This window comes from Romboutsia sp. MSSM.1001216sp_RTP31141st1_G3_RTP31141_220114 (assembly GCF_039031195.1).
Lineage (GTDB): Bacteria > Bacillota > Clostridia > Peptostreptococcales > Peptostreptococcaceae > Romboutsia_C > Romboutsia_C hominis.
Genome location: NZ_JBCIUO010000003.1, coordinates 194,740 through 208,877 on the forward strand (window position 1 = coordinate 194,740; position 14,138 = coordinate 208,877).

The window sequence follows — 14,138 nt, forward strand, 5'->3', positions numbered from 1 at the left end:
ATAAGAAAAGCTATAAAATATATATTTAAGTCTATATTTTATAGCTTTTCTTATTCATACTTATTTTTAAAACTTTAATTTAGTAATTTATAAATTTTATTATTATAAAATACTACCTATTTTTTTATACTATCCTTTAATGCTTTACCTACATTCTTTCCAGTATTTAATGTTTCTTTTCCTACATTATATCCTGTTTTAATAGCTTCTTTTCCTACATTTAAAGTTCCGCCAACAGCTTCTTTAGCAACATTTCCTACGCCATTTATAACTTCTTTACCTATATCTCCAACTGGCTTTGTTACTTTCTTTACAGTCTTGTCTAATTTATTTGCCAATCTTCTCAACTCCATAAAATATATTAAGGGAATTCCCTTAATATATTTTATGACTTATATTGGCACATTGTTACAACCCTATATTATTCACTTCTTCTACTTTATATATTTAAATATTAAAAATTAGAATTTATCTTTTCTATTATTTGTTGTTTTGGCATAAAACCTACCATCTTATCAACTGGCTTTCCATCTTTAAATATCATAACTGTAGGTACAGTACTTACACCATATTTTCTAGCTAATTCTAAACATTGGTCTATATCTACTTTACTAAAGCTAGCTTTATTTCCTACATCCTTTGCAGCTTCCTCAAAAACTGGTGCCAACATCTTACATGGGCCACACCAAGTAGCAAAAAAATCTACTACAGCTATCCCTGATCCATTTTCTATTTTAGAGTTAAACTCTTCGTCATTTATTATTTTTACGAATTCTTCCATACTAATTTATACTTAACTTTATTAAGTATATCTCCTTTCTATTTTTATTTTAATTTTATTTATATTTTGTATTATATGGTTGCATTTCATCATATGTCAAAGCTTTAGGCTTTTGTTTATAATGTATTTTCTTACTAACTGATTCATTTTCATTTTCTATAGCATTTCTTATATCTGTATATGTTTGTGCATGATTAACTAAATCAGTTAACTGTGGATTTTCATCTAATATTCTTTTACTGTTATTTACTTTTCTCATATAAACATCCCTTTCTTTTCTTTTTATTAGATTTCCACCTATGTTTTTTTTAATGCATACTTTAAACCAATTGTGGCTTAGTAATAAATGTATTAAAAAACGCATAAATCCAAATTAATGGATTTATGCGTTTTAATTTCCAATAAAAATTTCATATATAATATCTAAAGTACATAGTCATTATTTTTAATTTAAGTATCTATCAGTAGATTTATAATTAATTTAAAATTTATAAAAAAGCATCTATATTCTAGATGCCTTACTGGTGCCCAGAGGCGGAATCGAACCACCGACACGGGGATTTTCAGTCCCCTGCTCTACCGACTGAGCTATCTGGGCATATGGCGGAGAGGGTGGGATTCGAACCCACGGTGCCGTTAAGCATCACTGGTTTTCAAGACCAGCTCCTTAAACCACTCGGACACCTCTCCAATGATTTTTATCTCTTATATTTATTAATATATCATAAATTTTTACATTTTTCAATAATTTTTATATTTTTTCCTTTTATTTCAAAAACTATATAAAATAGAAATGAGCATTTCAAATACTTATTTCTATTTTATATAGTATCTTTTAATCTCATTATATTATGCATAATATGGTATATTATAAACTAAGAATCTTTCATTAACATCTTTCTTATATAACTTTTCTAACTGTATTTCTTCTTTTAGCATAAATGGTGTCTCATTTTCTATATAATATATATAATCATCACTAGGATAATACAATATTAACTCAATATACCTTTCACTTTTATATACTGAATCTAATATATTTTCTACTATCTTCCTAAATATCTGTACTGAAAATGGATTAAAAAAATAAAAGCTATTATCTTTACTTTTTATTTCATAATCTTGTGCATAGCAACATTTAAATTCTATTTTTTCTTTACCTTTCTTATGTTCACTTACATACGCTTCTTTATTTTTAATACATTCTTTATAATACTTTTCCTCCATTTCTATTCCAACTACATTAGAATTAAATCTATAATTTATATAAAAGTTTAGCCTACCTTTCCCACATCCAAAATCAACTATAAAATCATCTTCATTTAAGCTGTATATTTTAAACAATTCGTCTAAACATTCATATGATGTAGCTTGATATGGATGATAATGCCTTACTTTTTCACTCCATAATTCTTCTCCTAAAGTATCTATATTTAATAATTTTTCATATTCTTTTTCTGTCATTTATTTCATTTCCTATCTAAATATATTTTTTATTGAAACTCTATTCAGATTAGTAATACCATTTAGATATAATTTCTATACTTTCCTTTGATGGATAAAAATTTTTATCTTTTCCCTTTTTTCCTACTGCAAATATAGAAAATCCTTTTATGTAGTCTTTATCTTCAAATACAATTTTATAAGCGTTAAAACATCTAGCTTGTTCTTTTCCATTTTCTACATTGGACACTTCACTATTCCATGGATGTGTTGCTGCATTATCTTTTTTAGGAAATCCTAATTCAGCAAAGTAGATAGGCTTATTATATTTTTCATAGAATCTATATATTTCTTCGACCACATTTTGATTTCTATTATATATAGTAGTAGAGTTTAAAGCATTTACTAATTCTTTTACTGTATTTTCTTTTTTATCACTAAGTTCAAAATAAGCTGCTATAGATATAAAATCTACTTTAGAAAATATTTTATTATTTAATTTTTTGTAATAATCCTCATTACTCTTTCTATCCCAACTAGCTGTATACCACCATGTAGTCTTATATGTTACTTCTCCCTTAAATCGCCCTTTAACAAAATTAACTATATCACACCAGTTATCTTCATACATCTCTAACTTTGAGAAATTTGATGCTATAATCATTATATCTACATCGTACTTATTTGCTATATCCTTAATTAAAATATTTAATATATTTTTCCAATCTTCAAAGAATTTTTCCTTATTTACGGGGTTATAATCAGTTTCATATTTACTTCCATTAGCTATCCACGGATATGCTTCTAATATAATATTTATACCTTTTGATTTCAGTATTTTTATTAATCTTATGGCTTTTTCTTTACTATAAGAATTTATTTTCATATTATTTGAGTCTAAATCTGGTATTTCTATAACTATAGGTACATTAACAGTATTCACTTTCAAATCATCTATATCCTTTAAAGCTTGTTCTATTTCATAATCAGTTGATAAGTTAACAGATTTTATCTTTTCTGTTATAGTATTATTTTTGTTAGTACTTTTAATAGCAAAAATAACGCTTAGTATTACTAATGAAGTAATTATTATTAATATTTTTTTTCTCATAGCTCTCCTATCTTTTTTAAATATAAAATACTAAGCATTAGTTATAAAGCTTAGTATTTTATATTTATATATTATTTTTTATATTTTAAAGCTAATAAAACTGTTGCTGATATAACCATTAAAAGTAATACTGATGCAACTATTATAAACTGTTTACTTTTATTATCTAGTTTATTTACTTCTTTAGTCTCTTTATTTTCATCTACATCATCTAACTTATAATTTAAATCTTTTATATTTCCTTCTCTATCAATTACTATAGTATCGCCTTTTAATGACTTTGTGAGATCTAAATCATTTAAATATCTAGTACTTAATGCTAAATCCTTCATTTCTGTTGATGCAATAACCATCATACCCTTATCTTTATTATATGGCGATTTTGTAAGTTGTATAGATGATAGTTGTTTTGAATAATCTCCTATGAATTTTATCTTTTCGTTGCTTTCAAATCCTAAATAATCTTTATTAAATTTTAAATTTAGATATTTATTAACATCTTTTATAGTTAAATTATTAGTTGGAGTTCCTATTATTATTAAATTACTTTTTTTATCATCTGATTTTAAATCACTTGATTTTATAAATCTTATATCTCCATTGTTATATTTAATACTATGACCTATATAGGATATTATACTACCTATTTGCGTTAATGCTGTTGAGTCTAATTTATCGGGTACTACAACTACTGTATCATTAACTTTATCATCCTTAACAAATGGATACGGATAATTTTTCATAGTTAAATTATTGGTATCATTGTAATCAAATTCTATATATGATTCATTTGATATATATGCAAATGGGTTATCAGTATCTCTAGTTACACAAGCTAAATCTAATAGTTCTAAATTAAATACAATTTTGATTTGATAATAATTTTGATTTAAAGTTTCTTTTGGAAGGTTAAGCTCTACGGTATCATTATTGGCATTTTCCTTTGTTAGTTTCTTGCTTCCTATAGGTATATTATTTACATATATAGTTACTAAAGATCTTTCAAAATCTAAATTCTCACCATATCTAATATTTAAATTTATTTTACTACCTTCTTTAACTTCTTTACTTTTAGGTATACTTATATCTATTATTGATTCTTGTGTAAATGGTCCTTTCAATGTAATATTATCATAACCTAAATCTTTAAAATTCAATCTATTTTTATTTTTATAATTATATATGTCATCTACATCCGTACCTTCATTTATAATTATGCTATCTTTGTTTAATTCATTTATTAAATCTTTACTATTTATAAGTTTGCTAGCTTTTTTAAGTAGTTCTTCATTATTGGATATTATGATAAGCATTTTTTTATTTTTATCAAATATTGAATTTGTATTTTTTATAATACAATTTTTATCCAAATCTTCTTTTTCTTTTGCAGTTAATAAATTAAGTATTTCACTTGAAGTATTACTTTTATTGCCTATATATATAACATTTTTATCCTTGTTTTTAAATTGAGAGTATAGATTTATATCAAAATTAACATTATCATTTATTATTTTTTCTCCAAAACCACTACTAAGTATCATAGCCGAAGTTAATTCTTCACTTGAATAATTATCTGGTATTAATATACTAGTTTCTAATTCATTTCTTCCATTTTCATTTATATAAGTATCTTTGTACTCGCTTATCAAATTAGATGTTGGCTTATAATTATAGGATACACTTATATTTGATTCCTTATGTACTACTAACCAGTTAGCTGTATTTGAGTCATCTCTACAAACCTTATCAGAAATAGTTTTATAAGCTTTTATCTCTACTTTATTATAACCTGTCTTTATTAAATCTTTTGGTATATCTATATTTATTTCTTTTTTATATTCCTTATTTCCATCTAATCGTTCTGAATGGATTGGCACATCATTTACAATTATTGTTATTGTAGAATAATTCACATCTAATAGTTCACTTTTTGTAAATACTAAGTTAATCTTAGTTTTTTCAACTAAAGCATTTTTAGGAACTTCAAAATATTTATTAGTACTACTTATAACCCCATTCATAGTTATGTCATTTTTAAATTTGTAATTTTTTACATTTTGCTGTGCAAAAACTATATCACAGCTTGTAAAACTAATAATTAATGATATCATTATTGCTATTAATCTCATTTTATTTTCTCCTAAAATCGTTCGGTTTTATACCACTTAACTTCTCTTTTGTGTATAGCGTCAGAAAAATACCCAACCATTCCTTTTATAGCAACAAATAGCCACATTTGAGAATATGTAAAATACATAAGCCCAACTAAAAATATATTGCTTAAATTACTCTCTCCCTTTTCCATACTAAGTGTTATAGATACCTGTATTACAAATAGTATATATGATAGTATCCATATAGTAAAAAAATCAAATGGGATATTTATAGTTACTATTTTAAATATTCCTAAAATAAATATTATATCTGATAATACAACAGATGTTAAAAATAGAAAATATACTGAAAAGAAGTATAGTATATCAAACAGCACTCTATTTTGTTTGCCCTTAAATAAATTAGTAATATACTTAACTAATACATATATATTTCCCTTTACCCATCTTGTTCGTTGCTTTATCCATACATTTACAGTTTCTGGTTCTTGCTCCCAGGTTACTGATTGAGGGACATATGTTATTCTTTGTCCCATTTTATAAATCCTAAAACTTATTTCTGTATCCTCTGCTATTGCCTTTGTGTCCCATCCTCCTAATTTTTCTATAGTACTTCTTCTAAGTACAAAATTAGTGCCTGGTATAGTACAAAGACCTAATAATTGTTTTCTACCTGCTTGAGCTATCCATTGAAAACTTAGAGTTTCTATATTTATAAACTTAGTTAATATGTTTTTATGCTTGTTTCTAGTTCTAAATTTTCCTATAACAGCCCCTAGTTTTTCATCTTTAACTATGGTCTGTATCAAATATCTTAGTGCAGTTTTTTCTGGTGTATTGTCAGCATCATATATTGCAATATATTCTCCCTTAGATATTTGATATCCTATATTTAGTGCATTTGATTTTCCTTTACCACCTGTTATATTATCCGTATTTATGATGGTAAAATTATAATTTCTATATCTATTTTTTATATTTTCTAATATTTCCTTGGAATTATCACTAGAATTATCATTTATAACGATAAGTTCCATTTTATCTATAGGATAATCTAGTAGTAATAAAGATTCTACAGTTTTACCAATTACCTTGCCTTCATTATGTGCTGGTACTAGTATTGATACAAAAGGGAACTCTTTTAATTTTTCATCTTTAAATTTAAGACTCTTTAAATAATATATATATCCACTTATAGCTAGTATTATATTTGTTAAGAGTATAGCCCATATAGATGATAAGGAAATTAAAAATATATAATCTACTAAACCTATCATAATTATCTCCTTGTAAACTTTCGTCTATTTATAATCTTAAATACTATAAAGATTAATATAAATATTAGCAATACTACAACAACAAACTTTACAACTATATCATTTAACTTATTTATAGACTTATTAAACACTAAATCATTGTGTTTTCTTATAGATTTATACTTATCATAACTTGTTATTATATTCTTGTTATTTGATTCTATTTTTATATCATCTATATTTATATAGTTGTTTTCTTTTTTTAAATCTAAAAAGCTTACATTTTTAGATTTAAGATATTCTATACACTCTTTTAAATAGTTTGTGTCTACATCAGTATGGAAAAAAAATCCTCCAGTATGACCTCTTACCATAGATAGTTTATAATAATTATATTTTATTTTATCTACCGCTAATTTGTCATCTTTAGCTATATATCCTAAATTTTCCGGTATTAGTGTATTAAAATTTTTACTATCTTTTATTATATATGGAAATGTACTCATATTAAAAATTTCACTATTATTTTGGTATCTCCCCATATATGTAGATATGTATTTTTTGATTTCTTTATACCCATCTTGAATCATAGCATATTTTTGTGCTTCAAATCCCAATGGGTATATATCATTTTCTATACATAATCTTAGTCCACTTAATAACCTATTTTTAATATATATATTTATATCTTCACTTTTACTATTTAATATCTCTTTATTAAAAAATTCATACTCATCTTCATCTGATTTTTCTTTTCTATTATGATAGTATCCATTTAATATAACACTACCACCTTTATCTTGCATATATTTTATAGTATTTATAAAATTTTCATCTAGAGTGATTAATTCTTTAATACTCTTATCTCGATAAGTAGGTGTTAAAGATATTATGAATGGTATATTTTCTTCATATAAATAATTAGCTAAATCCTCTAATTTTTTTGTGTCACTAAGAGGATTTACATCTTCTATTTTTACAAATATTTTACTTTCTTCAAAAGAAGTTCGTTCAAAGAAATCATTTAACGTATCTTCAAATATATAAGATTCATACATGTTCCAATCAGATATATAATACAAATTTTTATCTTGCAATATATATGGGTATGTGTTATATCCATCACTCATAGTAGCAATAATATTACTTTTACTACTTGGTTGTATTATGTTGTAATCACTTTCATTTTCTAATACTATATCGTCTCCTTTATAGTTTAATCTTGTTATATTATTATTTTTATATATGTACTTTATTGAATATTTATTATTATACTCTAGTAAATTTGCAATTTTATCCCCTATCCAGTATATACGTTTATTGTAATTATTAATATCTTCTAAAAATATTTTATTCTCTATATTATTGTTTATATTTATAACAAAGACATAGTCATAATTGTTTAAACATCCTTTTTTATAATCATTTATATTAATATTGTCCACTTTATTATTAAATACGTATAGTAGCTCATTAAGGTGATTTACTGTATTAACATTAGACTTAAATTTAGTTTTAGTTTCATAAACTATAAGAGATTTTTTATTGCTATTATTTTCACTATAAATTCCACTTGAACTTGCTAAAATTATACTAATTATAATAGTTATTTCTATTATAAATTTTTTTTTAAACATCATATTGTAATTCCTCTTGTACATATGTTTTATATTCAATAGGAGACTTTATATTTTTTTTATACTCTACTGCTGCTATTTTTGTGTCTATATTTATGTAATTTTTATTATTTTTCAAGCTTAGACTAAGTTCATCTATACCTGTTTTTATTCTTTCTTTTACTATATTAGCACCAAATTCATCTGTATTTGGCATTATTATAGCTATAGTATCATTTTCTATTGTGTATCTTTCATCTTCTATTCTTGTAGACTTTACAACTATATTGCTTATATCCTTCATTAGTTTGTTAGTTTTAACTTCCCCAAGTATGTTCTTTATTTCTTTATAGTATGGTAAGTTTATAAGCATTAAAGATAATTGAGTTTCATGCCTTTTAGCCTTACTCATCTCTCTTTCTAGATTCATATAAAATGCTTTTATATTAAATAATCCTGTATCCTCATGTATAGTAACCAAATTTTTATATTCATTTTCTAGCTTAAGATTTGATTGTTGAAGATTATTTATACTATTTGTAAACTTTCCTGTTGTATAAGATATTATTGGCATAAATATCATCCATATATAAGACATATATGTTATTTCTACATTTTTCGTTAGATCTATATAAAATATATATGCTGCATATATAAATATAGAAACTGATGTTGCTATAAGCCCTATAATTATTCCCCCTGTGTAAGTCATAATTATAGTAAAAAATGTTATACAAAACATTATAAAACTTAAATTTTGTGTTTGAAATTTAATATCAAATACAAATAACATGGTAATTATAAATAACTCTAATATTAGTCCTAAAAAATATCCATCTATCTTTTTGGAAATTCTATTCATATTTTCACTACTTTCTTTTATTCATTCTTCTGATTAAATTTAATTTTGATATATTTTTTCAATAATATCGACAATGTATTTGCTTGCAAGCCCATCTCCATAAGGATTTGAAGCCTTTGACATCTCATTATATAATTTTTTGTTAGTTAGTAATTCCTTTGTGTATTTATATATGTTCTCTTCATTTGTACCTACTAATTTTAAAGTTTTAGCCTTAATCCCTTCTGGTCTTTCGGTAGTTTCTCTCAATACAAGAACTGGCTTCCCAAGAAATGGAGCTTCTTCTTGTATGCCTCCACTATCTGTTAGTATTAGATATGACTTATTTAATAAATTATGAAATTCAACTACACTTAAAGGTTCTATTACATGTACCTTTTTATTACCTTTGAATTCTTCTTTAACTAAATCTCTTATTTGAGGATTAAAATGTATTGGATACACTATTTCTACATCATCAAATTCCATAGATATTTTATTTACTGCTTTAAATATATTCTTCATATTGCTACCTAGATTTTCTCTTCTGTGGCATGTTAAAAGTATCATTCTGTTTTTTCCTATTTTGTCAGTTATTTCACTTTTGTATTCCTTATCTATAGTGGTTTTTAATGCATCTATTGCAGTATTTCCAGTTATATATATTTTTTCAGGATTTTTTCCTTCTTTTATCAAATTATCCTTTGATTTTTCTGTTGGTGCAAAGTGTATATCAGCTATAACAGATGTTAACTGTCTATTTAACTCTTCTGGAAAAGGAGAATATTTATTATAGGTTCTTAAACCTGCCTCTACATGACCTACTTTAACTTGATTATAAAAAGCAACTAAGGATGATATAAACGTTGTAGTTGTATCTCCATGTACAAGTATTATATCTGGCTTTACTTCTTTTATAACTTTATCTAACCCATTCATTATATTCGTGCTTATTTGAGACAAAGATTGATTTGACTTCATAATATTTAAATCATAATTAACCTTTATGTTAAATACGTCTAGTACTTGATCTAACATTTCTCTATGTTGTGCTGTTACACAAACTATAGACTCTATATTATCTCTAGACTCCAACTCTTTAACTAAAGGTGCCATTTTTATGGCTTCAGGCCTAGTCCCAAATACTGTCATTATTTTCATTTACTTCACCCCTGTATATTATTCCATAATAATTTTTATCTATATTATTATCTCTCAATATATTACATTAACTACAATATGATGTCAAAATTTATTGTTATTTATTATTTTTTTGTAGATTATATTTTTATTTTGATATTATTTATTATATTTTTTATTACTAAATTTATTCTATCAATTATAAATTAAGCATACCATTAAACTGTTAATATGTTCAAAGGTATGCTTCTCTTATATTTTAGTATTTAATATAAATTAAGCTTCTTTACATAAATAAGTATTCCCATCAACTGATTGTATAACACCTAAACTACCTAATTGACCAATTGCATATATAGTATATATTCTATCTGGATTTAATTTAACCCTTAACGGAAAAACTACATCTTTACTTTCACTTACTACTAATTTTACATTATACGTTCCTGGGTTTACATCTACATAACTAGTTCCCTCTCTAAATCCGATATCTTCAAAGAATGTCTCTCCATTTACTAGTATATCTACTGCTGGTGCATTTGGTGATAAATGTATAACTCTAAATGTAGAATATTCGCTTGATGGTTGTTTTTCTGAATAGTCTTTTATAACTAATAAAGATAAATCCCCTATATTCCCTGTCACTGCTACGGTATACATTTGCCCTTCATCTACTTCAAGCATTTGATTTATAACTGGATTTTCAGTAGTTCCAGATAAGTATATACCTACTGTATGTTCTCCTTCTTCTAACTCTACATACTCTGTAAATTCCATAAAATCTAATCCGCTAAATACAAGTGCCCCATCAATATAAATGTCTACTTTACCGATTTGTGGAGCGGCCTGAAATACTCTAACTAAAGATTTTCCTTCTTTTATTTGTAAACAATCCATTTTAAATCCCCCTTGATGACAATGTTCATTCTTTATATAATATGTGTCCATTATTTTATTTGTTACTTTATAAGTTGATTTCATATATTTTCATTTTTTTAATGCAATGTTTGTATAGATAAACTACTATTAAAATATAAATATCTTATACTAGATTTAATTAAATTGAGGTGATTTTTATAAAAACTTTAGTTATACAAATAGATGTTAATTCTAATAAATTAAAGAATATATCCACTATAGAGAGATATATAAATTTAGCCATTAATAAATCTAAAATAGATTTAGTTATACTTCCAGAAATGTTTTGCTGTCCTTATGATAATAAGAATTTTCCTGTTTATTGTGAGGTAGAAGGAGGAAATCTTTATAATATTTTATCTGATATAGCTAAAAAATATAATATATATTTGGTAGCTGGATCCATTCCTGAAAAAGATAATAGTAAAATATATAATACTTCTTATGTTTTTGATCGATGTGGAAATAAGATAGCAAAACATAGAAAAATACATCTATTTGATATTTCTATAGATGCTGGCCAAAAATTTTTAGAATCTGATACATTATCATCTGGAAATGATGTTACAGTATTTGATACTGAATTTGGAAAAATTGGTCTTTGTATTTGCTATGATTTTAGATTTTTTGAGATATGCAAAATAATGGTTGATAAAGGCGCTAAGGCTATAATAGTTCCTGCATCATTCAACATGACTACAGGACCTATTCATTGGGAGCTACTATTTAAATCTAGAGCTGTTGATAATCAAGTTTATACAATAGGATGTTCTTCTTCCCGAAACAATAATTCTTCTTATATATCTTATGGAAACTCTATTTTAGTTTCTCCATTTGGGGAAATATTAAATAGATTAGATGAAAAAGAGGGCTACTTTATAGCAGATATCGACTTTTCATATGTTGAAAAAATAAGAAATCAACTACCTTTATTAAAGCATCGTAGAAATGATTTGTATAATGTATCATATACAGATAATTCTAAAGTATAAATTTATTTTAATATATTATCTTAGTTTAATTTATTTGTAATTATTGAACTAAGTTTTTAGCTTTGTCAAAATCTAATACATAGTTAATAATAGATATCAACTTACTCCCTACTTCTATATCTTCATCACTTGCTAACCTTATATATATTCTTAACTCTTCCCAAAGCTTTTCTTTACCTAGATCTTCATTGCTTATATTATGAAGATCTCTTATTACTTCTATAAGATTTATTTTTTTAATTTTATTTAGTGTATCATGATTTTTAATATAATCTATTGAAGAATCTACTAATTTAGTTAATTCCTTTTTATATTCTCTTATACTTAATTCTTTTTTGTATCCTAATAATTCTTTCATTAATTTTTCTAAATCAGATTTTGAGTAATTCCATACTCTACCATCATATTTTTTTATATTTTCTATACATGAATTATATTTATCTATTAGTTCTTCTAATCCTATAACTATTTCTAAATAGTTATTTTCTTCAATTAAGTTTTTACATCTATTTATATCCTTATCAATCTCTCTTATTGTTTTATTCACATTTAGTCCTCTTTTCTATTTTAATTATAATTTTTATTATTATATATAATATATCAATTTACTTAGTTAATAAACATATTTTATCTCACTATTGTTATTTAAAATATTATACCTTTTTAATATTTTAGTTTATCTAATCTATTAATATAGAAAATATTTACTTTTAACAAAAAATAGCATAGATAAAATATCTACGCTATTAAATAATATTTTGTAATTTAATTTTTTACTTTATATTTATAAATATTATATAAATTATATATATTTATAATAATTATAAGCGCATTAGATATGGCAACAGGATATGCTTTTACATATAATCCGTAAACTACAAATAAAAAACATCCTATAGAATTTATAATTCTAAGCTTTACTATAGATGTCATCGTTAATGATATAACTATAAATAAGGATGCTGAATATCCAATCCATTCAATAGGGTCAAAGCTAATCATAAAATTATCTCCTTTTTATTTCTTATAACTATTATTTGATATTTATATTTTTATATAACTATTTTATTATTATAGTAGTATTAATAGGTATATTATCATACATCCATCTAGCATTTTCTGTAGCTAATCTTATACATCCCATACTTATAGCTACTCCAAGTCTATCATCTATTACATAAAGTCCCTTAGGATCATATAGTATTGAGTGGTAATAGTAATCATCTACTATATTCATTGCATATTTTGCTGAACTTTTTTCTCCCCCTATAGCAGGATACTTTATACCTGACTTAAATATACCCTTTATTGTAGGAGTTGAGCTTTTTCCTACAGTGCTACTCCAAACGTGCAGTACCTTAAATCTATAATCTACTTTTTTTAATATATAGGTAAGTTTATCTTTAGTAGATGTAATTATAATATAGCCTGTATCACTTTTTATATGATTCTCATTTACAAACTCTTCCATATTTTTATCAAATTTGCTGTAATCTATCTGTCTATAGTATCTATTCATAAATAATATTTCACCTTCTCATAATAATATTTATTATAATTATGCTAATTATAAACTTTATGTGATATTTCAGTTAATTTAACTATTATTGTACGAATGTAAAAATATTAAGTTTATTTTTTACACTCGCTAAACTGATTGGTATTACTTAACTGTAATAATTATCTACTAATTTTTGAAATATCATAATTTCCTTAAGCGTAAAAAAAGTGAAGTTTTAAAACTTCACTTTTTAAGTATTATTATGTTTCATATACTTATATGATTTAACTATACATCGAGCTTGATTTATAGTATATATTGATATTTCATAGGATGATGTTATTATAAAAGTCGATACTACTCCTACTAAGAAATCATAGTCACCTAATGCCATAATCTCCTCCAGTATTGCTTTTATTATATTA

At 24.4% G+C, this 14,138-nt stretch carries 16 protein-coding genes and 2 tRNA genes; 1 reads left to right on the forward strand and 17 read right to left on the reverse strand.

What is annotated here, in order from left to right; translation table 11 throughout:
• Window positions 1-116 precede the first annotated feature (116 nt).
• The 13 genes from ABCP60_RS07820 to ABCP60_RS07880 all read right to left on the reverse strand — a co-directional run bounded on the left by ABCP60_RS07820 (window position 117) and on the right by ABCP60_RS07880 (window position 11,199).
• Window positions 117-338 carry a hypothetical protein gene (locus tag ABCP60_RS07820; protein ID WP_240275741.1) on the reverse strand — a complete coding sequence of 74 codons (222 nt, stop codon included), beginning with the start codon at window positions 336-338 and terminating at the stop codon, window positions 117-119.
• 116 nt (window positions 339-454) lie between these two features.
• The gene (trxA, locus tag ABCP60_RS07825) at window positions 455-781 is read right to left on the reverse strand and encodes a thioredoxin (RefSeq protein ID WP_195238244.1); all 327 of its coding nucleotides are present in this window, start codon (window positions 779-781) and stop codon (window positions 455-457) included.
• 55 nt (window positions 782-836) lie between these two features.
• Window positions 837-1,040 carry a hypothetical protein gene (locus ABCP60_RS07830; RefSeq protein WP_092925220.1) on the reverse strand — a complete coding sequence of 68 codons (204 nt, stop codon included), beginning with the start codon at window positions 1,038-1,040 and terminating at the stop codon, window positions 837-839.
• A 263-nt stretch (window positions 1,041-1,303) separates the two neighbouring features.
• Window positions 1,304-1,379: transfer RNA gene (locus tag ABCP60_RS07835), tRNA-Phe, on the reverse strand.
• Between the two features lie 3 nt (window positions 1,380-1,382).
• Window positions 1,383-1,471, reverse strand: a tRNA-Ser gene (locus ABCP60_RS07840).
• 159 nt (window positions 1,472-1,630) lie between these two features.
• Window positions 1,631-2,245, reverse strand: coding sequence for a methyltransferase (locus ABCP60_RS07845; RefSeq protein WP_343101563.1), 615 nt, complete (start codon window positions 2,243-2,245; stop codon window positions 1,631-1,633).
• 49 nt (window positions 2,246-2,294) lie between these two features.
• Window positions 2,295-3,335 (reverse strand): cellulase family glycosylhydrolase, encoded by a 1,041-nt coding sequence (locus ABCP60_RS07850; protein ID WP_092925216.1) that lies wholly within the window; start codon window positions 3,333-3,335, stop codon window positions 2,295-2,297.
• 71 nt (window positions 3,336-3,406) lie between these two features.
• Window positions 3,407-5,464, reverse strand: a complete 2,058-nt coding sequence (locus ABCP60_RS07855; protein ID WP_092925214.1) for a cellulose biosynthesis cyclic di-GMP-binding regulatory protein BcsB — start codon at window positions 5,462-5,464, stop codon at window positions 3,407-3,409.
• An 11-nt stretch (window positions 5,465-5,475) separates the two neighbouring features.
• A complete protein-coding gene (locus ABCP60_RS07860; RefSeq protein ID WP_166505626.1) occupies window positions 5,476-6,726 on the reverse strand; it encodes a glycosyltransferase in 1,251 nt (416 codons plus the stop codon).
• 2 nt (window positions 6,727-6,728) lie between these two features.
• The gene (locus ABCP60_RS07865) at window positions 6,729-8,345 is read right to left on the reverse strand and encodes a DUF2334 domain-containing protein (protein WP_176698668.1); all 1,617 of its coding nucleotides are present in this window, start codon (window positions 8,343-8,345) and stop codon (window positions 6,729-6,731) included.
• The gene (locus ABCP60_RS07870) at window positions 8,335-9,183 is read right to left on the reverse strand and encodes a diguanylate cyclase (RefSeq protein WP_343101564.1); all 849 of its coding nucleotides are present in this window, start codon (window positions 9,181-9,183) and stop codon (window positions 8,335-8,337) included. The genes ABCP60_RS07865 and ABCP60_RS07870 overlap by 11 nt, the downstream gene beginning before the upstream one ends.
• A 39-nt stretch (window positions 9,184-9,222) precedes the next feature.
• Entirely contained in the window at window positions 9,223-10,323 is a 1,101-nt protein-coding gene (wecB, locus tag ABCP60_RS07875) for a UDP-N-acetylglucosamine 2-epimerase (non-hydrolyzing) (protein ID WP_176698667.1), read from the reverse strand.
• 255 nt (window positions 10,324-10,578) lie between these two features.
• On the reverse strand, window positions 10,579-11,199 hold the full coding sequence (locus ABCP60_RS07880; RefSeq protein ID WP_166505629.1) for a DUF4397 domain-containing protein: 621 nt from the start codon (window positions 11,197-11,199) through the stop codon (window positions 10,579-10,581).
• A 170-nt stretch (window positions 11,200-11,369) separates the two neighbouring features.
• Between ABCP60_RS07880 and ABCP60_RS07885 the strand changes: the two genes are divergently transcribed.
• Window positions 11,370-12,212 (forward strand): carbon-nitrogen hydrolase family protein, encoded by an 843-nt coding sequence (locus tag ABCP60_RS07885; protein ID WP_343101565.1) that lies wholly within the window; start codon window positions 11,370-11,372, stop codon window positions 12,210-12,212.
• A gap of 40 nt (window positions 12,213-12,252) precedes the next feature.
• On the opposite strand, the gene ABCP60_RS07890 is transcribed toward ABCP60_RS07885, so the two are convergent.
• The 4 genes from ABCP60_RS07890 to ABCP60_RS07905 all read right to left on the reverse strand — a co-directional run bounded on the left by ABCP60_RS07890 (window position 12,253) and on the right by ABCP60_RS07905 (window position 14,107).
• Window positions 12,253-12,759 carry a hypothetical protein gene (locus ABCP60_RS07890; protein ID WP_092925202.1) on the reverse strand — a complete coding sequence of 169 codons (507 nt, stop codon included), beginning with the start codon at window positions 12,757-12,759 and terminating at the stop codon, window positions 12,253-12,255.
• 218 nt (window positions 12,760-12,977) lie between these two features.
• Window positions 12,978-13,214 (reverse strand): YgjV family protein, encoded by a 237-nt coding sequence (locus ABCP60_RS07895; RefSeq protein ID WP_092925200.1) that lies wholly within the window; start codon window positions 13,212-13,214, stop codon window positions 12,978-12,980.
• 58 nt (window positions 13,215-13,272) lie between these two features.
• Window positions 13,273-13,731, reverse strand: coding sequence for a L,D-transpeptidase (locus ABCP60_RS07900; RefSeq protein WP_092925198.1), 459 nt, complete (start codon window positions 13,729-13,731; stop codon window positions 13,273-13,275).
• A 232-nt stretch (window positions 13,732-13,963) separates the two neighbouring features.
• Window positions 13,964-14,107: a hypothetical protein gene (locus ABCP60_RS07905; RefSeq protein WP_166505632.1), complete on the reverse strand. Its 144-nt coding sequence runs from the start codon at window positions 14,105-14,107 to the stop codon at window positions 13,964-13,966.
• Window positions 14,108-14,138: the final 31 nt, after the last annotated feature.

Excerpts from the sequence above, each read along its gene's own strand:
- trxA (WP_195238244.1), bottom strand. The coding sequence starts at position 781 with ATGGAAGAATTCGTAAAAATAATAAATGACGAAGAGTTTAACTCTAAA.
- ABCP60_RS07830 (WP_092925220.1), bottom strand. The coding sequence starts at position 1,040 with ATGAGAAAAGTAAATAACAGTAAAAGAATATTAGATGAAAATCCACAG.
- ABCP60_RS07845 (WP_343101563.1), bottom strand. The coding sequence starts at position 2,245 with ATGACAGAAAAAGAATATGAAAAATTATTAAATATAGATACTTTAGGA.
- ABCP60_RS07850 (WP_092925216.1), bottom strand. The coding sequence starts at position 3,335 with ATGAGAAAAAAAATATTAATAATAATTACTTCATTAGTAATACTAAGC.
- ABCP60_RS07855 (WP_092925214.1), bottom strand. The coding sequence starts at position 5,464 with ATGAGATTAATAGCAATAATGATATCATTAATTATTAGTTTTACAAGC.
- ABCP60_RS07860 (WP_166505626.1), bottom strand. The coding sequence starts at position 6,726 with ATGATAGGTTTAGTAGATTATATATTTTTAATTTCCTTATCATCTATA.
- ABCP60_RS07865 (WP_176698668.1), bottom strand. The coding sequence starts at position 8,345 with ATGATGTTTAAAAAAAAATTTATAATAGAAATAACTATTATAATTAGT.
- ABCP60_RS07870 (WP_343101564.1), bottom strand. The coding sequence starts at position 9,183 with ATGAATAGAATTTCCAAAAAGATAGATGGATATTTTTTAGGACTAATA.
- wecB (WP_176698667.1), bottom strand. The coding sequence starts at position 10,323 with ATGAAAATAATGACAGTATTTGGGACTAGGCCTGAAGCCATAAAAATG.
- ABCP60_RS07880 (WP_166505629.1), bottom strand. The coding sequence starts at position 11,199 with ATGGATTGTTTACAAATAAAAGAAGGAAAATCTTTAGTTAGAGTATTT.
- ABCP60_RS07895 (WP_092925200.1), bottom strand. The coding sequence starts at position 13,214 with ATGATTAGCTTTGACCCTATTGAATGGATTGGATATTCAGCATCCTTA.
- ABCP60_RS07900 (WP_092925198.1), bottom strand. The coding sequence starts at position 13,731 with ATGAATAGATACTATAGACAGATAGATTACAGCAAATTTGATAAAAAT.
- ABCP60_RS07905 (WP_166505632.1), bottom strand. The coding sequence starts at position 14,107 with ATGGCATTAGGTGACTATGATTTCTTAGTAGGAGTAGTATCGACTTTT.